Origin of the sequence: Rhodoferax sp. U11-2br, from assembly GCF_018619435.1 — a bacterium.
Classification (GTDB): domain Bacteria; phylum Pseudomonadota; class Gammaproteobacteria; order Burkholderiales; family Burkholderiaceae_C; genus Rhodoferax.
Genome location: NZ_JAHFZF010000004.1, coordinates 72,426 through 94,190 on the forward strand (window position 1 = coordinate 72,426; position 21,765 = coordinate 94,190).

Below are 21,765 nucleotides of genomic sequence, written 5' to 3' on the forward strand. Positions count from 1 at the left end.
ACCACCATGAAAATCGCCGTCCATGTGAACCACCAAGACGAGGTGGCCAGCCTCTACGAGGCAGGCTTTCTGCGGCTTTATGAGAAAAACATAGCAGAAGACCAAGATGTTTGGCGGGCTACAGCAGAAATTGCCTTTGCAATAGACGCTGACATGCCCTTGTCCCTGGTCAAAGCAGCCATCCACGCCGCCTGGGCCGAACTGGGTGACTGCACGCTGCTGGTGTCTGCCGACGTGCGCGGCATGATCTATTCGGTGCTGCAAGAAGAGCTGGGTGTGCACACCTGGAAGTCAGAAGGCCCGCTCTTGCAGCAGCTCGACATGGTCAGCCAGAAGCAGACCGAGCAGGAAGCCAAACGCCGCTTTGAGTTGGTAAACCTGGCCGGCAAACTGGCACCGGCACCGATGCGGGTGGGGGACCCGCAAGCGGGCCATTTCTGGATTGATCTCAAAGAGGCGCTGGCCCACGAATCGGCGCAAACCTCGCGCCAGATCCTGATTCCTTTCTTAAGCAGTGGTCGTTTTTGCAAGCTGGAGATCCTGTGTGACCATTTGCCGAAATGGCTGTCCTGGGAGCTTGAGCGCCTGAACTTGAGCGCCGAAAGCGAGGACATTGACGCCACCAGTGCGGGCTTGCGGGTCACTGTCTACGCTCGCAACACCCCCGAAGGGCTGGCCCGCAAAGTGGGTTTGCTGGGCGCTGGCCCAACACCACAGCTGGCCTGCCCGCGGGAACTGCAGCGTCAGCAAGCCCTGACGGGCACTACCCCCACACCCGCCTCGCCAGGGCGGCTGACACTCACACTGGAGAGCATCTGATGGCGACGCAAGTTTTTTCGGTGCCGATCTCGGGCATCACCCGGCCCTCAACAGCCAAAAGCCAGCCCAGCTCGCGCCTGTTTGAGTCGGACGAGCAGCGTTATGTGAATGGTTACCGTGATGCGCTAGCCTACCATGAGCGCGCCCGCCAATTCGCGCGGGATGGGCTGCGCCCGAGTCTGGTCTTCAACGTGGCCTCGGTCGCCATCGAGTGTTACCTGGTGGCCCTGTGCTCGCGTTTCCAGGTGATGCCGATGAACCACAACTTTGGCAGCCTGATGGACGACGCGGTATCGCTGGTGTCGTTTTCACCTGCGCTGCATGACGCCATTCGCGGACTCGATGAGATTTTTGGCATCTGCTCGCTGGAGGACTACTTCCATGGCACGCCTGAGGCAGAGGACGCCGAGCGCAGCTTGTGGATCTGCCAGTCACTGCAAGAGATGCTCGCCAGTTTGCCAGAGTACACAACAAAAAACGACCCTAGCCCTTATGTATAAAGGGTTATCAGCTATGAATCATGTAGAAACCCAAACCCACACTGGCGCGCACCCGCATGCCCATCGGCCCATGCGGCGCAAGGCGCGTGAGGTCACCGACTTTGCCGAGATATCCGGCGTGTTGCAGCGCGAGAAACTGATGCACCTGGCCATGAGCCAGAACGACGTGCCCTTTTTGGTGCCCGTCTACTTTGGCTGGGACGGCGCCGCCTTGTATTTCCACTCCGCGACGGCCGGCAGCAAGATCAATATCCTGCAGGCCAACCCGGAAGTGTGTTTTGAGGTGTCGACGGTGGCCGGGTTCATCGAGGCGGACGAGGCCTGTGATTTTGAGGCCCGCCACAGCACCGTGATCGGCTTTGGCCGGGTCACTTTTTTGCAAGACGAAGCCGAGAAAACCCGTGCGCTGGACCTCATCGTGGCCCGCTTCACCCCCAAGCAGTTTGCCTACCCGAAGGACAACCTCGCCAAGACCTTCGTTCTGCGCATCGACGTGCATTCGATGAAATGCAAACAACACGGACTTTAGGAGAACACCATGGTGATGAAGATCAAAACCGACGAATGCACCGCCTGCGGCGACTGCGCTAGCGCCTGCCCGAACCAGGCCATCAGCCGCAAAAGCGCGGTTTACGTGGTCAACGCTGACCAATGCAACGAGTGTGAAGAGCACGACTTGCCAAAATGCCAGGACGCTTGCCCCGCCAACTGCATCGATTTTTCTTGAGCAGCACCCGGCCCATGAAAACGGCCCTGGTCATCACCCACGTCTCGTTTGAAGACCTGGGCAGTCTCGACGCTGTGTTGCGCCAGGCGGGCTTCCACATCGACTACCGAGACGCCATCACCACCGACCTCAACAGCCTTGACCCGCACGCCCCCGACCTGCTGGTGGTGTTAGGTGGCCCGATTGGGGTCTACGAGCAAGCCAGCTACCCCTTCCTCACCGCAGAAATCACGTTGCTGCGTGAACGACTCGTCCGCCAGCAGCCCACCCTGGGCATATGCCTGGGCGCACAACTCATGGCCGCCGCGCTGGGCGCCCAGGTGTACCCGGGCCCATCCGGCAAGGAGATCGGCTGGATGCCCGTGTTTGCGCCGGACGGTGCAGCAGCCGACAATCCGCTGCAACCCCTGTTTCAGCCCGGCCTACAGGTGCTGCACTGGCACGGCGACACCTTTGACCTGCCAGCAGGCGCCCGCCTGTTGGCAAGTTCTGCGCTCTACCCGCATCAGGCGTTTGCTGTGGGCCAGCATGCCCTGGCACTGCAGTTCCACCCCGAAGCCCAAGCCCAGTCGCTGCGGCGTTGGTATGTCGGCCATGCGTGTGAGTTATCGCAGGCGGGTATCAGTGTGGCCGCGCTGCGCGAGCAGTCTGCCCACTATGCACCGCTGCTGGAAAAGCAGGCGGCGCTGATGTGGCAACAGTGGCTAGTGACGACGTTTGCGTCATCCGATGAAACACGCAGCAGGTGACGTCATCCAGCCTCACAAATACCCATGCCACGCCCGCACCGTGTAGTTACCACCGATCACGATGTATTCGTTCTCGCTGTTGAGCAACGGCTCACTCAGCAGGCCGGGGTGGAACAGGACTTTGCTGGCAGGCACGGTGACTTCTACCAGCCAGTCGCCAAATTCTTCGGCGCGCTCGGCTGAGGCGGTGAACGAGACCAGGTTGTTGAAGCGCATCACACAGCGGTGGCTGGCCGGGTCGCCGTGCACCAGCTGTTCCTCTAGGTTGTTGGTGCCGCGCCAGAGGCGAATGCGACTCGGGCCGGGCTCGCCGAAGCGGCGGATGCTCCACTGGCAATATTCAAACAGGGTGTCGAGCTGGAAATTGATGGCGTTGTTGTGGAAGCGGCTGTGCACCTTCTCTTCCAGATAGGTCACCCAGGCGGGTGACGGAAAGCGCCCCAGCGTTTCTTTGTGAAAGGTCGGCATCAGGCCAAAGCGGCTCTCCACCCAGCCTTTGAGCACCGCGCCCTGCGGGCTGTTGGCATCAAAGCCCCAGCCACGCAGCAGATCCAGGTAACTGGTGTGGTAGCGCAGCGGGATGGGGTGATCCGTGTCTGCCTGATCGCGCCCAAACTGCTGGGCCATGCCGTACTGAAATACCTCTGCCGCTTCTTCCTGGGTCTGGCAGCTTGCCAAATGGCGAAACAGTGTGGTTTGCGACTCGCGCGTGCCGTGGATGTGCAGCGCCACCGGGTGTTGGTTGAAGGCGGTTGAGGCCAGGATGTCGGTGGGCACCCCCACCATGTTGCCGCGATACCACGCCACCGGGCTGTCAGCGGCTTGCCCGTCCGGTGGCAGGTCGTGCTCTGGGGTGGCTGGGGCTTCGCGGGTCAGGCTGCGCATGCCGCCCAGTATGCCACCGCTGTTGGGGGCAAAACTTGGCTTATCAGGCGCCCAGGCAGCCGCCGCTGCAGCGCTCGATGCCTGCCAGATCGCAGCGCGATTGCACGTGGTCAAAACCGCTTTGTGTCAGCAGTTGGCGCACCGCAGGGGCCTGGTCGTAACCATGTTCCAGCAGCAGCCAGCCGCCGGGTTGGAGGTGCGCGGGGGCGGCGCTGATGATCTGCAGCAAATCATCCAGACCGCTGGCGCCGCTGGTCAATGCTTGAATCGGTTCAAACCTCAAGGCTGCCAGATGCGAATCTTGGTCGGGGATGTAGGGTGGGTTCGAGACAATGGCATCAAACCGGGGCGTGCCAGCGGGCAGGGCAGCCAGCCACGGGCCTTGGTTAAACGTCACTTCCAGTTGCAGGCGTTGTGCATTGGTTTGCGCTACGGCGAGTGCTTTCGGACTCATGTCGGTGGCCCAGACATCCATTTGCGGTTGTGTGGCTTTGAGCGCCAGCGCAATCGCGCCGCTGCCAGTGCCCAGGTCCAGCACACGTGCTGCTTTGCTGGGCAGCAGTTCCAGAGCCCAGTCGACCAGGGTCTCGGTGTCGGGGCGCGGCACCAGCACGTCGGGGCTGACTTGCAGCGCCAGTCCGTAAAACGCCTTGCTGCCTGTGATGTAGGCCAGCGGCTCTCCGGCCAGACGGCGCTGGGCCAGGGCTTGTAGCTCGGCCTGCTGGGTGGGCTGCAGTGCGTCGGTGTCGTGCGCCAGCAACCAGCCACGCTGGGTGACGGGTTGACCCAGCACATGCAGCAGCAGCAGCTGGGCGTCCAGTCGGTCCAGGCCGCGCTGTTGCAGATCAGCCAGCGCTTGCGCCAGGGTAGCAGGTGAGGGTGTCATGGATACTATGATTTGTAGAGCTTCTAGTCCTTATTGGATAAGGACTAGAGCACGGTTTTTCATATGAAATGTCAGGTGTTGAGCTCCAGCGCTGCCAGCTGTTCGGCCGCTTCGTGGGCCTGCAGCGCGTTCACCACGTCGTCCAAATCGCCTTCCATGATGGTCAGCAGCTTGTACAACGTCAGGTTGATGCGGTGGTCAGTCAGGCGGCCCTGCGGAAAGTTGTAGGTGCGGATGCGGTCGCTGCGGTCGCCGCTGCCAACCAGGCTTTTGCGCTCGGCCGACTCCTTGGCGGCGCGTTCCGAGCGGTCTTTTTCCTGGATCCGTGCCGTCAACACCTTGAGCGCCTGCGCCTTGTTGCTGTGCTGGCTGCGCCCGTCCTGGCATTCGGCGACGATGCCGGTCGGCAGGTGGGTGATGCGCACCGCCGAGTCGGTTTTGTTGATGTGCTGACCACCGGCGCCGCTGGCGCGGTAGGTGTCGATGCGCAGGTCGCTCGGGTTGATTTTGATGGCCTCGGCCTCATCCGGCTCGGCCATCACCGCCACGGTGGCGGCGCTGGTGTGGATGCGGCCCTGGGTTTCGGTCACCGGCACGCGTTGCACCCGGTGGCCGCCGGACTCGAACTTGAGCGCGCCGTAAACGTTGTCACCTTCGATGCGCAGCACCAGTTCCTTGTAACCGCCCAACTCGCTGGCGGATTCACTCATCACCTCATGTTTCCAGCCTTTGCGGTCGCAGTAGCGCAGGTACATACGCGCCAGGTCGGCGGCAAACAGGGCGGACTCGTCGCCACCGGTGCCGGCGCGGATTTCCACAAAGGCCGGGCGTGCGTCGTCCGGGTCTTTGGGCAGCAGCATGCGTTGCAACTCGGCTTCCAACTGCGCCAGCTCGGCGTTGGCCGCGTCGATTTCTTCTTGCGCCATGGCCAGCATTTCGGCGTCGTCGGACGCGTCTTTGAGCATGTCTTGTGCGCCTGCCAGGTCGGCCTCGCGCTGCTGGTAACGCAGCCAGCGGCTGGCCACCGCTGCCACGTCGGTGTGTTCACGTGACAGCACCAGAAACTGGGCCATGTCGCTCATGATGTCCTGGCGCGAGAGCAAAAATTCAAGTTCGCCCAGACGGTCGGCATAACGGGCGAGTTGTTGGCGGAGAAAAGGTTTCATGGGTTCTTTGTCAGGGGCAGCGTTTGGAACAGGTGGGCTGTCTTGCCGACTATGGGTCGGCATCCAAGCTGTGGGTTGTTGGGTAGGCAGATCAGGCCCGCCAAGGCCGCGTGGGTCAACAGCCTGCGAGCGGCAACGGCTAACGTTGCCCGGGCTGCTGTGGCCAGCGCAGCTAACGCTCTTTGCGCAGGAAAAAGTGCTGGACGGCCGCGCTGGCGCGTTCACGTGCGGCCGAATCTCCGGCGCGGAGTTCAGCCATGGCACCATGCAGCATCTTCTGGGTGATGCCTTTGGACAGGGCTTCGAGCACGCTGTCGATGTCTTCACCCTTGAGCAGCAGTTTGCGGGCGCGTGCCATCTCGGCGTTGCGCCAGGCGTCGGCCTGGGCGTTGAGTGCCTGGATCAGCGGCACGGTGCTGCGCTGGTCAACCCAGTGCAAAAAGCTCTGTACCCCGGCGTCCACAATCGCTTCGGCCTGTGCCACCGCAGCCTGGCGGTTGGCCTGGGCGGTTTGCACCACACCAGCCAGATCGTCCACGGTGTAGAGGTACACGTCTTCGAGTTCCTTGACCTCGATCTCGATGTCACGCGGCACCGCCAAGTCGACCATGAACATCGGGCGGCGGCGGCGTTTTTTCAAGGCGCGTTCGACCGAGCCCAGGCCGATCAGCGGCAGGGTGCTGGCGGTGCAGCTCACCACCGCGTCAAATTCATGCAGGCGGTCCGGCAGGTCCGCCAGGCACATGACCTCTGCGCCAAACTTGCTGGCCAACTCTTCACCGCGCGACAGCGTGCGGTTGGCGATCACCATGCTTTTGGGGCTTTTGGCAGCAAAGTGGGTGGCGCACAGGTCGATCATTTCGCCCGCACCTACAAACAGCACTTTGACCTCGTTGAGGTTTTCAAACAACTGGCTGGCCAGGCGCACAGCGGCGGCTGCCATGCTGATGGAGTGGGCGCCGATCTCGGTGGAGGTACGCACCTCTTTGGCTACCGCAAACGAGCGCTGGAACATCTGGCTCAGCGTGGTGCCCAGCGAGCCGGCAGCCTCGGCAGCACGCACCGCGTCCTTGATCTGGCCCAGAATCTGGGGTTCACCGAGCACCATCGAGTCCAGCCCGCTGGCTACACGGAAAGCGTGGCGGGCGGCCAAACCGTCGGTCAGGGTGTAGGAATGGGCACGCAACACCTCGGGCGAGACGCCGCCGCTGTGGGCCAGCCAGTCCAGGGTGTGCTGCAGCTGTGGCTGTTCACAGGCGCAATAAATCTCGGTGCGGTTGCAGGTGGAGATCAAGGCCGCCTCGGGCTGGCGGCTCAGGGCACTGCGCAAAGCGTGTAAGGTGGGGGTGATTTGGTCGACGGCGAACGCAAACCGGCCGCGCAGATCGAGCGGTGCGGTCGTGTGATTGATGCCTAAAGCCCAGACTGCCATGATGGAATTATAAAATCAACTGTATGATTTTCAACAAGTGTCAACTCAAATTGACGAATTGTCTACGCTAATGGGTTTTCTGGCCGCCATCAACCATGTCCTCAACTTTCTGGCGCCCGCGTTGTGGCTGGCGCTGTTGTTGCCGGTGTTTGCCCGCTTTGTGATGGGAAAACGGGCTGTAGCTCGCACGCTATCTGGGCAGATAGCTCTTCATTTTGTAGTGGGTTGCTGCGTGCTGCTGGCCGGCCTGGTGTTGTTTGGGCGAGACGGCAAGATGCTCACCTACCTGGCGTTGGTGCTGGTGCTGGCCAGCACCCAGTGCTTGTTAGCGCGCCGGTGAGAACAGCTCGACCCGGTCGGTGATGATCGCGTCGGTGCCCAAAGTCAGCAGCCTTTGCACGTTGTCGTCGTCGTTGACGGTGTAACTCAGGGTGCGCAGTCCGGCGGTTTTCGCCTGGGCCACGGTGACCACATCCCACAGGCAGTGGTCGCACACAATCGCCACACAACCCAGCCGCAGAGCGGTTTCCAGCCAGCCATCCCACAGGTTTTCCAGCAGCAAACCCCGCGGCAGCTCGGGTTGGGCCTGTAGCGCACCTTCCAGTGCGGGCACCTCGAACGAGGTCAGCAAAGGCGGCACCGCCGCGCCATGCCACAGCCGCGCCGCATGCTGCGCCACCACCTGGCCGGTGTGGTAGTCGGTGCCGGGGGTGGGTTTGATCTCGATGTTCAAGTCAAAACCGTTGTGGCGGCAGTAGCGGGCAATCGCTTCAAAGGTGGGCAGGGGTTCGCCCACAAACGCGCGTGAATGCCAGCTGCCCGCATCCAGCAGCGACAGGGTGCTCCAGGGATGCTCACCACCCACGGCGCTCAAGCCGGTGCCCAGCGCCTCGCCCGCATTGGTGGTGCGGGTCAGGGTGTCGTCGTGCATCAAAAACGGTACACCGTCGGCGCTGAGTTTCACGTCGCACTCAAACATGCGGTAGCCGTGGGCGGCACCGGTGCGGAAGGCAGACAAGGTGTTTTCTGGCGCGAGTTTGCCAGCGCCACGGTGAGCAATCCAGCGTGGGTAAGGCCAGGGGTGGTCGTGTGGGGTGGTTTTCATGCGCCAAGGTCCTTGCGTTTGCCGGTGGCAGCGTCAAAGTGGTGAATTTTTCCGGGCCGGGGTGTCACACACAGAGTTTGCCCCAATTCGGGCGCCGCGCAAGCCTCTTCGGTGCGGACAATCACCAGTTCGTCGGCCTGCCCATGTAACCAGCGGCCATAGGTCAGGCGCTCGGCACCGAGCATTTCGACCGCTTCCACGGTCAGCGCCCAGCCGCTGGGGGTGATGTCCAGGTGTTCCGGGCGCACGCCCACAATGGTGTCGGGCGGGGCATCAGGCGCACTCTTGAGCAGGTTCATCGGGGGTGAGCCCATGAACGCCGCAACAAAGGTGCTGGCCGGGCGGTTGTAAACCTCTTCGGGTGTGCCAAACTGCTCCATCACCCCGGCATTCATCACCATCATGCGCTGTGCCAGCGTCATGGCCTCGACCTGGTCGTGGGTGACAAACAAGGAGGTGATGCCGAGTTCGCGGTGTAGTTTCTGGATTTCCAGGCGGGTCTGGGCGCGCAACTTGGCGTCGAGGTTGCTCAAGGGTTCGTCAAACAAAAACACCTGCGGCTGACGCACGATGGCGCGGCCCATGGCGACACGCTGACGCTGGCCACCCGAGAGTTCACGTGGCTTGCGGTTCAGAAACGGGCCAATTTCGAGAATTTTTGCGGCCTTGTCGACACGTGCGCGGATCTCGTCCTTGGGCACCTTGGCAATCTTCAGGCCATAGGCCATGTTGTCGAACACCGTCATGTGGGGGTACAGCGCGTAGTTCTGGAACACCATGGCGATGTCGCGCTCGGACGGCTCCAGATCGTTGACCACGCGGTTGCCAATGGCAATCTCACCACCGCTGATTTCCTCCAACCCGGCGACCATGCGAAGCAAGGTGGATTTGCCGCAGCCCGAGGGGCCGACGATGACGACAAACTCGCCGTCATGGATGTCCGCGCTGACGCCGTGGATGACCTGGTTGGCACTTTTGCCGACGCCGTAGCGTTTGAGAACGTTTTTTAGTGTGATGGATGCCATACTGTTTTTTAGTTGGCGGTAACGCCTATCTATTCTGCAAACCTGGGCTGTCCCGCAAGCCTGTTATTTCTCAGTGTCCACCAGGCCTTTGACGAACCACCGCTGCATCAAGACCACCACCAGCGCAGGCGGCAGCATGGCCAGAACGGCGGTGGCCATGACCACGTTCCACTGCATCTCGGAGTCACCGCCGGAAATCATGCGTTTGATGCCAATTACCACTGGGTACATGTCTTCGCTGGTGGTCACCAGTAGTGGCCACAGGTACTGGTTCCAGCCGTAAATGAACTGGATGACAAATAACGCAGCAATCGAGGTTTTGGACAGCGGCACCAGCACGTCCCAGAAAAACCGCATCGGCCCGGCGCCGTCCATACGTGCGGCCTCCACCAACTCTTCGGGCACGGTCAGAAAAAACTGGCGGAACAAAAAGGTGGCGGTGGCCGAGGCAATCAGCGGGATGGTCAGCCCGGCGTAGCTGTTGAGCATGCCCAGATCAGACACCACCTTGTAGGTTGGGCCAATGCGCACCTCTACCGGCAGCATGAGGGTGATAAAAATCGCCCAGAAGAAAAACATGCGAAACGGAAAGCGGAAATACACAATGGCAAACGCTGACAGCAGCGAGATGGCAATTTTGCCGAGCGAGATGATCAGCGCCGAGATCAAGCTCACCGTCATCATCTGCGCCACTGGCGCCTTGCCACCCGAGCCACCGCCAGTGCCGTTGAGCGCAGCGGTGTAGTTCTCTATCAGGTGGCTGCCGGGCAACAGCGGCATCGGGGCCTGCACAATGGCCTGTGAGGTCTGGGTGGAAGCCACAAAAGTCAGGTACAGCGGAAACGCCACCACCAGCACACCCAGCACCAGCACCGCGTGTGACAGCAGCGTCAAAAAGGGGCGGCGTTCAACCATCAGTAGTTCACTTTCTTCTCAACAAAACGGAATTGAATGACCGTGAGTGCCACCACAATCACCATCAGCACCACCGACTGGGCGGCTGAGCCTCCGAGGTCCATCGCCTTGAAGCCGTCAAAGTACACCTTGTAAACCAGGATCGCGGTGTCTTTGCCCGGGCCGCCCTGGGTGGCGGCATCGATGATGGCAAAGGTGTCGAAAAAAGCGTAGACGATGTTGATCACCAGCAGGAAAAAGGTGGTGGGTGAGAGCAGCGGGAACACCATCGTCCAGAAGCGGCGCCAGGGCCGCGCGCCGTCAATGGCTGCCGCTTCAATCAAGGACTTGGGGATGCTTTGCAAACCCGCCAGAAAAAACAGGAAGTTGTAAGAGATCTGTTTCCAGACCGCCGCCATCACCACCAGGGTCATCGCGTGGCGGCTGTTGAGCAGGTGGTTCCAGTCCACGCCCAGCATCTGCAGCCAGTACGACGCCACCCCCACACTCGGGGCAAACATGAACAGCCACAACACCCCAGCCACAGCCGGAGCCACCGCGTAGGGCCAGATCAGCAGGGTTTTGTAGATCAGGGCGCCTTTGACAATGCGGTCGGCAAACACCGCCAGCCCCAGCGACACACTGATACCCGCCACTGCCACCAGGCTCGAAAAAATGGCGGTGGTATAGAACGAGGCCAGGTAGGTCTCGTCGTTCCAGAGGTTGCGGAAGTTGTCGAGTCCGACAAACTCGACCGAGGTGCCGAACGCATCAGACTGCTGCACCGATTGCAGCAAGGCCTGGGCGGCTGGCCAGAAAAAAAACAGTGCAATCACGACCACCTGGGGTGCCAGTAGCACCCAGGGCAGCCATCGGGAACGAAAAAAGACGCGCTTGTCCATGGCAGGTCCGTCTCAAAGTCGCGTCATCATGGGTTCGGCGTGAGTGCGCGGATCAGGACTTGTTGGCTTTCTCAAAACGTTCCAGCAACTCGTTGCCACGTTTAACGATGCCATCCAGGGCCTCTTTGGCGCCCTTCTTGCCGCCCCAAACTTGTTCAAGTTCTTCGTCCTCGATGGTGCGAATCTGCACATAGTTGCCCAGGCGGATACCGCGTGACTTGTCCGTCACCTTGCGGATCATCTGGGTGGGCGCCACGTCGGTGCCCGGGTTTTCCTTGTAGAAACCCGATTTTTCGGTCAGCTCAAAGGCCGCCGTGGTGATAGGCAGGTAGCCGGTGCGTTTGTGGCTGGCGGACTGCACTTCTGGGCTGGAGATGTAGCTGAAGAACTTGGCGATGCCTTTGTATTCTTCAGGCTTTTTGCCCGCCATGACCCACAGGCTGGCGCCACCAATCACGGTGTTTTGCGGCGCACCCGGCACATCAGGGTAATAGGGCAGGGGAGCCAAGCCAAAGTTGAACTTGGCGTTTTTCTTCACATTGCCGTAGAAACCGCTGGAGGTGGTGATCATGGCGCATTCACCCGAGACAAAGGTCGCCTCAGGCACGTTGGCACGGCCCTTGTAGACAAACAGGCCCTGTTTGGCCATGTTGGCCAAGTTATCGATGTGGCGCACATGCAGAGGTGAATTCACCTTCATGCGGGCATCCAGACCGCCCAGACCGTTGGACTTGGTGGCGAACTCCACGTTGTGCCAGGCCGAGAAACTCTCGAGCTGGGTCCAGCCTTGCCAGGCCAGTGTCAAGGGGCAGGCGTGACCGCTGGCCTTGAGTTTGGCTGCGGCCAAAGCCACTTCCGGCCAGCTGCTCGGCGCCTTGTTGGGGTCGAGTCCGGCTGCCTTGAACGCATCCTTGTTGTAATAAAACACGGTGGTGGAGCTGTTGAACGGCATGCTCAACATTTCACCGCTGGGCGCCGTGTAGTAACCTGCCACGGCAGAAATGTAAGCCTTCGGGTCAAACTTTTGCCCGGCATCCTTCATCACCTTGGCGACCGGCACGATGGCGTTTTTGCTGGCCATCATGGTGGCTGTACCCACTTCAAACACTTGCAGGATGTGGGGGGCGTTGCCTGCGCGAAAGGCGGCAACGGCAGCTGTCATGGACTCATCGTATTGACCTTTGTAGGTCGGGACGATTTTGTAGTCCGATTGGCTGGCGTTGAAATTCTTGGCCAGATCGTTGACCCATTCTCCGTTGACAGCGGTCATGGAGTGCCACCACTGGATTTCAGTCACGGCATGGGCCGATACCGCCAGCATGGCCGCCAAAGCCGCCGTTGCAAGTTTTACTTTCATGCGATCTCCTTGAAGTGAAAGGCGGGAGGATAAGTAAGCCAAATGACCATTCGGTGACAAAACGATGGCAGCCCGCGTTGTGATCGATTAGACGCAGATTTGGCAGCGCCGGGCATCAGGGTTTTCTCAGGGGGAGGCTGGCGCATAATTTATGGGTTTGTGGCGGCGTGGGGTGTGGGGTCACACGCAGCTTCGTTCACGTCGACAGGAGTCACGACATGGTTTCTTTTTTGCGAATTCTCAACACGGGTCTGGTGCTGCTGGCCAGCACCACGGTGGCGCTGGCACAGGGCAACTCCCCAGCGGCGCAGGCGCTCAACAATGGGTCAGCAGCCAGCGGCCATGCCAGCGCCAGTGCGGGCCACAGTCTGGTGGCTTCTGGCCAGTTGACCTCGGCGGCTTTGGCGGTCCCTCTGATGTCTGCGGGTGTGGTGGCCGGTTCGGTGGGCGGCGCCAGCGCCGGCTCGGCCAATCAGTCCATGCGTGCTGCGACCGCACCGATTGGCACACCGCTTGAGGTCACCGACGAGTCGATCACGGTGATCTCGCCCAAAGAGGCCCTCAAACCGAAGAGCCCGAGCCTCTGACAACGCGTGTCGGGCGGATGATTTGTTCAATACTTGTGGAATCTTGATATGTTGAAATTTTTGCGTGTGTGGGCGCTGTGGCTGACAGCGGTATGTGCTTCCCCGATCTGGGCTGCGGGTTTCAGTGCTGGCAGCAGCCAGGCAGGTGAAGAGCTGCACTTCAAGCCCGAACAGGTGATCAGTTTTGCCAAGAAAGTGGAGCGCACGCTGGCCGCCAAAGGGGCGCGTGTGGCGATCGTGGCCCGCATGGGTCGCCCGGTGTCGGAGCTGCCCGAGGGCATGCATTTCACCCACGTGGCGTTTGCGGTCTACTCCGAAATCACCACCAGCGATGGCCGCAAAGTGCCCGGCTACGCCATGTACAACCTCTACCAGCAAGACGCCCATCCCGATGTCAGTGACCTGGTGCAGGACTTTCCGGTGGACTTTTTTGCCGGTGTGGCCCATCTGGAAGCCGGCATCATCGTGCCCTCGGCCGAGCTGCAGGCCCGTTTGCTCGAGGTGATCGCTTCGCCTACCTACAAGGCGCTGCATGAGCCGCACTACTCGCTGATCGCCAACCCGTTCACGCTGGGGCGTCAGAACTGCACCGAGTTTGTGCTCGACGTCACCAACGCCGCGATTTACCAGACCAGCGACATCAAGGTGATCAAGGCCAACGAGAAAGCGTTTTTCACCGCGCAGCCTGTGAATGTCAACCCGTTCAAGCTGATGCTGGGCTCGATGTTCAGCAAGGAAGTGTCCACCTCGGACCACCCGGCGGGCACCCCTTTGACCGCCACCTTCGAAAAAGTGGCCGCGTACCTGAGCAAGTATGACCCCAGCACCGTGGTGCTGACCGTGTTGCCCGACTGAGCCCCGGGGTTCGGGCGCACCGCCGCGCCGCCAGTAGGGCATTGCTGCGCTGCGGTAACATCGCCAACCCAGCCAGAACGCGTCTTTGACCGGGCGCGGCCATGCCGTTTTTGGCGGCCACCACATCACCCATGAACGCTCCCACCCAGCTCAAGTCCTTGTTGCCAGCCAGCGTGATTGCATCGCCTGAGCCGTTGCGCATCCGCGAGATCCCGTACAACTACACCTCGTTTTCCGACCGCGAAATCGTCATCCGCCTGCTCGGCGAACCGGCCTGGGGTTGGCTGAACCGCCTGCGTGAAGAGCGCCGCACAGGCCGCTCGGCGCGGATGTTGTACGAGGTGCTGGGTGACATCTGGGTGGTGCAGCGCAACCCCTATCTACAAGACGACCTGCTGGACAACCCCAAACGCCGGGTCTTGCTGGTGCAGGCGCTGCAGCACCGGCTCAACGAAATCCAGAAACGCCGCAATGCCCAGTCTGACCCCGAGCGCGACGCCCTGGTGGGCCAGTTGCTGGATTCCGCCGACAAAGCGGTGCGGGCCTTTGATGAGAGTTTTGTCGAAACCACCAAACTGCGGCGCAAGGCGCAGCGCCTGCTGGTCAAACTCACCGCCAAAGACAACATCAAGTTTGACGGCCTGAGCCGCGTCAGCCATGTGACCGACGCCACTGACTGGCGTGTGGAATACCCGTTTGTGGTGCTGACCCCCGACACCGAGGCCGAAATGGCGCTCCTGGTGCAGGGCTGTATCGAGCTGGGCCTGACCATCATCCCGCGTGGCGGCGGCACCGGTTACACCGGCGGCGCGATTCCGCTGACCTGGAAAAGTGTCGTCATCAACACCGAAAAGCTCGAGGCCATGACCGAGGTTGAGATGGTCCAGCTGCCAGGTCTGGACCATGCGGTGGCCACCGTCTGGTCCGAGGCCGGTGTGGTGACCGACCGTGTGGCACAGGCGGCCGAGCGAGCCGGTTATGTGTTTGCGGTGGACCCGACCTCGTCCGAGGCCTCGTGTATTGGCGGCAACATCGCCATGAACGCGGGCGGCAAAAAAGCCGTGTTGTGGGGTACCGCGCTCGACAACCTGGCCAGCTGGCGCATGGTGACACCGCAGGCCGAGTGGCTTGAGGTGACCCGTATCAACCACAACATGGGCAAGATCCATGATGTGGAGGTGGCCAGCTTCGAGCTGCAGTATTTCAAGGCCGACGGCAAAACCAAGCTGCGTACCGAGCGCCTGGACATTCCCGGCAAAACCTTCCGCAAGGAAGGCCTGGGCAAGGACGTGACCGACAAGTTCCTGAGCGGCCTGCCCGGCATCCAGAAAGAAGGTTGTGACGGCCTGATCACCAGCGCACGCTGGGTGGTTCACAAGATGCCTGCGCACACTCGCACCGTCTGCCTGGAGTTCTTTGGCAACGCCAAGGACGCGGTGCCCAGCATTGTTGAGATCAAGGACTTCATGTTCGCCGAGCAGAAGCGCAGTGGTGTGCTGCTGGCTGGCTTGGAGCATCTGGACGACCGTTATCTCAAAGCCGTGGGTTATGCCACCAAGTCGAAGAAGGGCGGACAAGCGCAGGCTGCCTCCAGCAGCACCGTGCCCAAGATGGTGTTGTTTGGTGACATTGCCGGTGACAACGCCGACGACGTGGCCCGTGTCACCAGCGAGGTGGTGCGTATTGCCAACTCCCGCCATGGGGAAGGTTTTATTGCGATCAGTCCGGAAGCACGCAAGAAGTTCTGGCTCGACCGCAAACGCACCGCAGCCATTTCCAAACACACCAACGCCTTCAAGATCAACGAAGACGTGGTGATCCCGCTGCCGCGCATGGGTGAATACACCGACGGCATCGAGCGCATCAACATCGAGCTGAGTCTGCAGAACAAACTGGCGCTGTGTGACGCGCTGGCCGACTATTTCACGCAAGGCAATCTGAAGCTGGGCCAACTCGATGCCACCAGCGAGGTCTCGGCGACCGAGATGCTGGAAGACCGCGTGGCCGAGGCGCTGGAACTGCTGACCGAGGTGCGCACCCTGTGGTCGGGCTGGCTGCGTGATGTGGAGCCGCTGTTCAGCCAGCTGCAAGACCACTCCCTGCGCGCGAGCTGGAAGACCCAGCTGCGCCAGCCCTTGCAGCAAATTTTCAGCGGCCAGGCGTTTGAGCCCATCCTCAAGGAATGCAGCGCCATCCACCAGCGTGTGCTCAAGGGCCGCGTTTGGGTGGCCTTGCACATGCACGCCGGTGACGGCAATGTGCACACCAACATTCCTGTCAACAGCGACGACTACGCCATGCTGCAGGCCGCACACGGCGCCGTCAAACGCATCATGGTGCTGGCGCGCAGCCTGGACGGGGTCATTTCGGGTGAACACGGCATTGGCATCACCAAGCTGGAGTTCCTGAGCGACGCCGAGTTGCAGCCCTTCATTGACTACAAAGCCCAGGTTGACCCCGAGGGGCGTTTCAACAAAGGCAAGTTACTCCGAAATACAGAGCTATCACCCCAGGTGGAGAAAGGGCTTGAGGCTGATTTCATCTATGCCGACCTGACCAATGCCTACACCCCCAGCTTTGGTCTGATGGGGCACGAGTCGCTGATCATGCAGCAGAGCGACATCGGCGCGATTGCCGACAGTGTCAAAGACTGCCTGCGTTGCGGCAAATGCAAACCGGTGTGCAGCACCCATGTGCCGCGTGCCAACCTACTGTACAGCCCGCGCAACAAGATCCTGGCCACCTCGCTGCTGATCGAAGCTTTTTTGTACGAAGAGCAAACCCGCCGCGGTGTCAGCATCAAACACTGGCAAGAGTTTGAGGATGTGGCCGACCACTGCACCGTGTGCCACAAGTGCCTGAGCCCCTGCCCGGTGAAGATCGACTTTGGCGATGTGTCGATGGCCATGCGCAACTTGCTGCGCAAAATGGGCAAAAAGAGCTTCCGCCCGGCAGGTAGCGCGGCGATGTTCATGCTCAACGCCACCAACCCCGAGACCATCAAGCTGGCGCGCTCCATCATGGTCAACCTGGCGATTCGCGGCCAACGTTTTGCCGCCGATGTGCTCAAGTTGGCGGGCCGCAAACAAAGCAAGGCGCCACCCGCCACCTTGGGGACCGCACCGATCAAGGAACAGGTGATCCACTTCGTCAACAAGAAGTTACCCGGTGGCCTGCCCAAACGCACTGCGCGTGCCTTGCTCGACATCGAAGACAAAGACTACGTGCCGATCATCCGCAACCCGCAGACGACCACGGCCGAGACCGAGGCGGTGTTTTATTTCCCGGGTTGTGGCTCCGAGCGCCTGTTCAGCCAGGTGGGGCTGGCCACCCAGGCCATGTTGTGGCATGCCGGGGTGCAGACCGTGCTACCGCCCGGTTACTTGTGCTGTGGTTACCCGCAGCGCGGTGGCGGCGACAATGATCGTGCTGAGAAGATGATCACCGACAACCGGGTGTTGTTCCACCGGGTGGCCAACACACTCAACTACCTCGACATCAAAACCGTAGTGGTGAGCTGTGGCACCTGTTACGACCAGCTGCAGGGTTACGAGTTTGACAAGATCTTCCCAGGCAGCCGCATCATCGACATCCACGAGTATTTGCTCGAAAAAGGCATCACTCTGGGTAACGCCGGTGCTTTCCTGTTCCACGACCCCTGCCACAGCCCGATGAAGCTGCAAGAGCCGCTCAAAACCGTCAAGGCGCTGCTGGGGGATCAGGTGTTGCTGTCGGACCGCTGTTGTGGCGAGTCGGGCACGCTGGCGCTGAACCGGCCCGACATCTCGACCCAGGTGCGCTTCCGCAAGGAAGAAGAAATCCGCAAGGGCGAGGCCCAGCTGCGCCAGCAGGCTGGTGTGGGTGCCAAAGACAACCTCAAGATCCTGACCAGCTGCCCGGCCTGCCTGCAAGGCCTGAACCGTTATGGTGAAGACCTGCAAAACGGGCTGCTGGAGGCCGACTACATCGTGGTCGAAATGGCCAAACAGATCCTGGGCGAGCAGTGGATGCCCGACTACGTCAAGCTGGCCAACGGCGGCGGCATCGAGCGGGTGCTGGTGTAAGCACCAGCTTTGTCCACAGACACACAAGGAGAGACCCCATGGCCGGTTTGCAAGCAGGTAGCCCCACCCCAGAAGACATCACGGTGCACAGCGCCTCGCGCGTGCTGGAGATCAGCTTCTCGGACGGCGCCCGTTTTCGCATCCCGTTTGAGCTGCTGCGCGTGTGTTCCCCCTCGGCCGAAGTGCAGGGCCACGGCCCAGGTCAGGAAACCGTACAAACCGGCAAACGCCACGTCGATCTGGTGGCCATCGAGCCGGTTGGCAACTACGCGGTGCAACCCACATTCTCAGATGGCCACAACACCGGCCTGTACTCCTGGGACTACCTGTACCTGCTGGGTTCGCAGCAGGACAAGCTGTGGCAGGACTACTTTGCCCAGCTCGAAGCTGCTGGCGTCAAGCGCGACGACCCGATGCCCGAGAAAGCGGGCGGGAGCTGCGCCAGTCATTGAGGGGTTGTTGTCCGGGGTGGGCTGCAGCGCGCTGACCATGGGTGGGTGATTGTCAACGTCATGGGAGTGGACCATGCTCTTGCTGAGATTGATGGCATGCACTTTGATGGCAGCACTGGGTGTGACGATGTCATCCATGGCCGACACGTTGGGCCCCAAGCCCGCTTACATCTCAGGTGGCCTGAGCACGGTGCCCAATGAACAAGCCATCCGCCGGACCCTTTGGGCACCTGGCCTGGACGACGGTTATGTTCCTCAGGGGCTCACCTACCTGGCTGGTACGGTTCTGGTCTCGGGATACAACAGCACAGACCCCAAGGTCAATCACGGCCCGTGCAGGGTGTTCAGTGTCTCAACCAAGGATGGGACACCCACGGGCTACTTCGATTTGCCGCCAGACTGCGGTCATGCGGGTGGCCTGGTCATGCTTGGCGGCGGCATGTTGGTTGTGGCAGACACCCGAACGCTCTACAAGATTGATCTGGCGCGTGCTCTGGCGTCACAACACACCAAGGACGCATTGGTGTCGGTCGTCAAGCTGGCGGGCGCATTAAAGGGCTCGTTTGTCGACTTTGATGGCACGGATTTGTGGATCGGCTCTTCTGAAAAGGAGGCAGCCAAAGCGAAAGCGCATCGACTGAGCCTCGACATTTTTGACCAGTTCAACGGCAAGGCCGCGATCAGGGAAGATCAGGCGCTCGCCACGATTCCGATTCCCACCGAAGCCAATGGCATGGCATGTGATGCAAGCGGGTCGCTCTGGTTGGCAAGCAGCAATAGCAAATACGGCGCCCTGTACCAACTCGATGCCAAAACCGGAGATATCAAGTCACGGTTTGACATGGTCATCGGGATCGAGGATCTAGGCTTCGACGCGGATGGCAAGTTATGGGCAGTCTCCGAAGCGGGCTCTCGCCGCTGGTCAAAGTGGGCAGCCACCTACCCCGTCACTTTCCAGATGGATGTTTCGGCGTTGAAGTAGCTTGGATCGCACCAACGTCGCCACCCTTTCTCTACTGAGTTCAACATCACACGCCACGTCCTGCGCCGCCAAAGAACCAAACATGAACTTCCCTCAGGCGCTTGCCGGGCTGATACAGACCCAACTCACCACCCATGCCCCGCCGCTGATTGTGGCCTTATGCGGTTGGGCAGATACCGGAAAGACGACCGTGGCTCGTCAACTCTGCGACGCTTTGGCTCAACTCGGTGTCTCCGGCGACGCGATCTCAACGGACGCGTTCATGAAGGACCGGTCAGAACGCAATGCGCTTGGCATGAGCGGCTTTGACCCGAGATCGATCAACATCCATGCCCTTGATTCTGCGATTCGGGAATTTGTTGTGCGAGAACCGTTCGCGCACCATCCATACGACAACAGGACGGGAACAAAGCAGGTGAGCCAAAGAGTGGTCAACCCTAGCGATGTCCTCGTCGTTGAGGGCATTCACGCGTTTCACCTTGGCATCGCCAAGTGGATGCATCTGAAGGTCTTTCTCGACGCCGATGAGTCGAACTTGCGTCTCATGCGTTACCGCGCAAACATGCAGAAAAGGGGCATGGCCCCCGCTGATGCGCAGACCAGGATTGAACAGGAGTGGCAAGACTTTTGTGCCATTGTCCGTCCATTGATCTCATCGGCAGACTTGGTCGTTCACGTGGACCCGCTGTACAACTATCGGTGGCCTCTGAACGCGGGCGACGTCGCCACGGTCGCTGATGCCATGCCCCATGCGCCCCTGTGATCGCCTCCATGCAAGGAGCGATAGGCAACCTTATGGCTTGGCGCACTTGGATACAGGCGTCCAAGTGTCAACATGTAGGGGCTGGGTGAACGCCAGCGAGTCACCTGATTCACAAGCCTTTTTGCCTTCTTGCCCTTAATCTATAAGGGCGGATAGCTATATTTTTTAGATAGTCCGGCAAACTCACCATCCCAAGAAAATGCCCATGGCGAGCGCGTCGAAAAAAAGAGGGTGCCAGTTGGCACCCTCTTTGGCATGGTCAGAAAGACCTGGCGTCGCTTAGAAAAAATCCAGCAATGAGGGGGTGTGCACGCGTGGTACATAACCACCAATCCACTCCAGCGGCCACAGGATCATCTCGGGGATCAAGGTCATCATGAACAGCAGAATGCATTGGGCGATGAAGTAGGGCATGGTGGGCTTCAGAATGTCTTCCATCCTGATTTTCCCGGCAGCACAGGCCACATTGAGCACCGGCCCGACGGGCGGTGTCAGCAAACCAAGCACATTGACCAGCGTGAAGATGATGCCGAAGTAGACCGGATCAATGCCACCCGCCTTGAGCAAGGGCAGGAAAATGGGCGTCAGGATCAGGATCGTCGGCACCACGTCCATGGCCATACCCACCAGCAGCACCACCACCATCAGCATGACATTCATCAGCAAGGGCCTGTCCACCAACCCATCCAAGGCAGACGTGATCAGCTGTGGCATGCGGGCGATGGTCATGAAGTAGGCAGCCACCTGGGCGGTTGCGGCCAGAAACATGACCACTGCGGACGTTTTTGCCGCACTGATGAGGGCTTGGTACATGTCCTTGCGTGAGAGTTCGCGGTACACAAAGACGCCCACGAGGATGGCATACACCACCGCAACGACCCCCGCTTCGGTGGCGGTAAAAACTCCACCCCTGAGTCCGACGATGATGATCACCGGCAACAGCAGGGCCCACAGACCACTCAAGAAAATCTGCAGCTTTTCCTTGGATGACAGTTTCAGTGGGTTGGCTGGCGGCGCATCCTTACGCGAAATCAGGAACCATGAAAGGCTCATGATGATGGTCAGGTAAAGGGCTGGTGCGATGCCTCCCAGAAACAGGGACTTGATCGAGACGCCCGCGGCAACGCCATAGACAATCATCGGAACCGACGGCGGCATGATGGGGGCCACCATGTTGCCCGCAGCCACAAGACCGGCTGCCTTGGCGCGGTTGTAACCGGCGTCGGCCATCATGGGGATCAGGATCGCGCCAAGGGCGGCGGTGCTGGCAACCGCTGAGCCGACCAGGCTGGCGAAGATCAGGCAGGCGAGGATCGTGACATAACCCAACCCGCCGCGCAGCCCGCCTACAAAGATGTTGCAAAACGAGATGATGCGTTTGGTCAAGCCGCCACGGTTCATCAACTCACCGGCAATGATGAAGAAGGGCAGAGCCATCATGCTCACGCTGTCAACACCACGCATCAGTTGTGTGGCCACAATCTGTGGGTTGGTGGCCGTTCCACCCATGTGGAGAGCGGTCGCAACGGAACCAAAGATCAGTGAAAAGGCAATCGGAAGCCCAAGGATCATGGCTCCGCACAGATAGACCATAAATAAGATAACAAGGGTCATG

Annotated in this window: 22 protein-coding genes; 12 read left to right on the top strand and 10 right to left on the bottom strand. The window is 60.5% G+C overall.

Annotation, left to right across the window (positions count from 1 at the left end):
- The first annotated feature begins 6 nt into the window (after window positions 1-6).
- From anfO to KKO72_RS03975, 5 genes are read left to right on the top strand one after another with little or no spacing between them, the layout of a single operon-like run.
- Complete coding sequence (anfO, locus tag KKO72_RS03955; protein ID WP_214935667.1) at window positions 7-819, top strand: Fe-only nitrogenase accessory protein AnfO; 813 nt, start codon at window positions 7-9, stop codon at window positions 817-819.
- A complete protein-coding gene (locus tag KKO72_RS03960; protein ID WP_214935669.1) occupies window positions 819-1,319 on the top strand; it encodes a hypothetical protein in 501 nt (166 codons plus the stop codon). Before anfO ends, KKO72_RS03960 begins: the two co-directional genes overlap by 1 nt.
- A 13-nt stretch (window positions 1,320-1,332) precedes the next feature.
- A complete protein-coding gene (locus KKO72_RS03965; RefSeq protein ID WP_214935671.1) occupies window positions 1,333-1,848 on the top strand; it encodes a pyridoxamine 5'-phosphate oxidase family protein in 516 nt (171 codons plus the stop codon).
- Between the two features lie 9 nt (window positions 1,849-1,857).
- Window positions 1,858-2,046, top strand: coding sequence for a DUF362 domain-containing protein (locus tag KKO72_RS03970; RefSeq protein WP_214935673.1), 189 nt, complete (start codon window positions 1,858-1,860; stop codon window positions 2,044-2,046).
- 14 nt (window positions 2,047-2,060) lie between these two features.
- Window positions 2,061-2,795 (top strand): glutamine amidotransferase, encoded by a 735-nt coding sequence (locus KKO72_RS03975; RefSeq protein ID WP_214935675.1) that lies wholly within the window; start codon window positions 2,061-2,063, stop codon window positions 2,793-2,795.
- A 12-nt stretch (window positions 2,796-2,807) separates the two neighbouring features.
- On the opposite strand, the gene KKO72_RS03980 is transcribed toward KKO72_RS03975, so the two are convergent.
- The 4 genes from KKO72_RS03980 to hemA all read right to left on the bottom strand — a co-directional run bounded on the left by KKO72_RS03980 (window position 2,808) and on the right by hemA (window position 7,164).
- Window positions 2,808-3,794 (bottom strand): NAD(+)--dinitrogen-reductase ADP-D-ribosyltransferase, encoded by a 987-nt coding sequence (locus KKO72_RS03980; RefSeq protein WP_251140435.1) that lies wholly within the window; start codon window positions 3,792-3,794, stop codon window positions 2,808-2,810.
- Entirely contained in the window at window positions 3,724-4,566 is an 843-nt protein-coding gene (gene prmC / locus KKO72_RS03985) for a peptide chain release factor N(5)-glutamine methyltransferase (protein WP_214935677.1), read from the bottom strand. Before prmC ends, KKO72_RS03980 begins: the two co-directional genes overlap by 71 nt.
- Window positions 4,567-4,637: 71 nt before the next feature.
- Window positions 4,638-5,732 carry a peptide chain release factor 1 gene (gene prfA, locus KKO72_RS03990; RefSeq protein WP_214935679.1) on the bottom strand — a complete coding sequence of 365 codons (1,095 nt, stop codon included), beginning with the start codon at window positions 5,730-5,732 and terminating at the stop codon, window positions 4,638-4,640.
- 172 nt (window positions 5,733-5,904) lie between these two features.
- Complete coding sequence (hemA, locus tag KKO72_RS03995) at window positions 5,905-7,164, bottom strand: glutamyl-tRNA reductase (RefSeq protein ID WP_214935681.1); 1,260 nt, start codon at window positions 7,162-7,164, stop codon at window positions 5,905-5,907.
- A 70-nt stretch (window positions 7,165-7,234) separates the two neighbouring features.
- Here hemA and KKO72_RS04000 point away from each other — a divergent pair, with 70 nt between their 5' ends.
- Window positions 7,235-7,504 (top strand): hypothetical protein, encoded by a 270-nt coding sequence (locus tag KKO72_RS04000; RefSeq protein WP_214935886.1) that lies wholly within the window; start codon window positions 7,235-7,237, stop codon window positions 7,502-7,504.
- Here the strand turns inward: KKO72_RS04000 and ugpQ are convergent.
- The 5 genes from ugpQ to ugpB all read right to left on the bottom strand — a co-directional run bounded on the left by ugpQ (window position 7,490) and on the right by ugpB (window position 12,447).
- A complete protein-coding gene (gene ugpQ / locus KKO72_RS04005; RefSeq protein ID WP_078364110.1) occupies window positions 7,490-8,269 on the bottom strand; it encodes a glycerophosphodiester phosphodiesterase in 780 nt (259 codons plus the stop codon). The genes KKO72_RS04000 and ugpQ overlap by 15 nt on opposite strands.
- On the bottom strand, window positions 8,266-9,294 hold the full coding sequence (locus tag KKO72_RS04010; RefSeq protein WP_214935683.1) for a sn-glycerol-3-phosphate import ATP-binding protein UgpC: 1,029 nt from the start codon (window positions 9,292-9,294) through the stop codon (window positions 8,266-8,268). Before KKO72_RS04010 ends, ugpQ begins: the two co-directional genes overlap by 4 nt.
- A gap of 63 nt (window positions 9,295-9,357) precedes the next feature.
- Window positions 9,358-10,209 carry a sn-glycerol-3-phosphate ABC transporter permease UgpE gene (ugpE, locus tag KKO72_RS04015; protein ID WP_214935685.1) on the bottom strand — a complete coding sequence of 284 codons (852 nt, stop codon included), beginning with the start codon at window positions 10,207-10,209 and terminating at the stop codon, window positions 9,358-9,360.
- Complete coding sequence (gene ugpA, locus KKO72_RS04020) at window positions 10,209-11,090, bottom strand: sn-glycerol-3-phosphate ABC transporter permease UgpA (RefSeq protein WP_214935687.1); 882 nt, start codon at window positions 11,088-11,090, stop codon at window positions 10,209-10,211. The genes ugpE and ugpA overlap by 1 nt, the downstream gene beginning before the upstream one ends.
- A gap of 52 nt (window positions 11,091-11,142) precedes the next feature.
- Window positions 11,143-12,447, bottom strand: coding sequence for a sn-glycerol-3-phosphate ABC transporter substrate-binding protein UgpB (ugpB, locus tag KKO72_RS04025; RefSeq protein WP_214935689.1), 1,305 nt, complete (start codon window positions 12,445-12,447; stop codon window positions 11,143-11,145).
- 218 nt (window positions 12,448-12,665) lie between these two features.
- Between ugpB and KKO72_RS04030 the strand changes: the two genes are divergently transcribed.
- The 6 genes from KKO72_RS04030 to KKO72_RS04055 all read left to right on the top strand — a co-directional run bounded on the left by KKO72_RS04030 (window position 12,666) and on the right by KKO72_RS04055 (window position 20,150).
- Window positions 12,666-13,034, top strand: coding sequence for a hypothetical protein (locus KKO72_RS04030; RefSeq protein ID WP_214935691.1), 369 nt, complete (start codon window positions 12,666-12,668; stop codon window positions 13,032-13,034).
- A 48-nt stretch (window positions 13,035-13,082) separates the two neighbouring features.
- On the top strand, window positions 13,083-13,889 hold the full coding sequence (locus KKO72_RS04035) for a DUF2145 domain-containing protein (protein WP_214935693.1): 807 nt from the start codon (window positions 13,083-13,085) through the stop codon (window positions 13,887-13,889).
- Window positions 13,890-14,020: 131 nt separating this feature from the next.
- Window positions 14,021-17,953, top strand: coding sequence for a DUF3683 domain-containing protein (locus tag KKO72_RS04040; protein WP_214935695.1), 3,933 nt, complete (start codon window positions 14,021-14,023; stop codon window positions 17,951-17,953).
- Between the two features lie 38 nt (window positions 17,954-17,991).
- Entirely contained in the window at window positions 17,992-18,405 is a 414-nt protein-coding gene (locus KKO72_RS04045) for a gamma-butyrobetaine hydroxylase-like domain-containing protein (protein WP_214935697.1), read from the top strand.
- Window positions 18,406-18,478: 73 nt separating this feature from the next.
- A complete protein-coding gene (locus KKO72_RS04050; protein ID WP_214935699.1) occupies window positions 18,479-19,387 on the top strand; it encodes a hypothetical protein in 909 nt (302 codons plus the stop codon).
- Window positions 19,388-19,469: 82 nt separating this feature from the next.
- Complete coding sequence (locus KKO72_RS04055) at window positions 19,470-20,150, top strand: uridine kinase (protein ID WP_214935701.1); 681 nt, start codon at window positions 19,470-19,472, stop codon at window positions 20,148-20,150.
- 279 nt (window positions 20,151-20,429) lie between these two features.
- Here the strand turns inward: KKO72_RS04055 and KKO72_RS04060 are convergent, their stop codons facing one another.
- Window positions 20,430-21,764 carry a TRAP transporter large permease gene (locus KKO72_RS04060; RefSeq protein WP_214935703.1) on the bottom strand — a complete coding sequence of 445 codons (1,335 nt, stop codon included), beginning with the start codon at window positions 21,762-21,764 and terminating at the stop codon, window positions 20,430-20,432.
- Between the last annotated feature and the right edge of the window lies 1 nt (window position 21,765).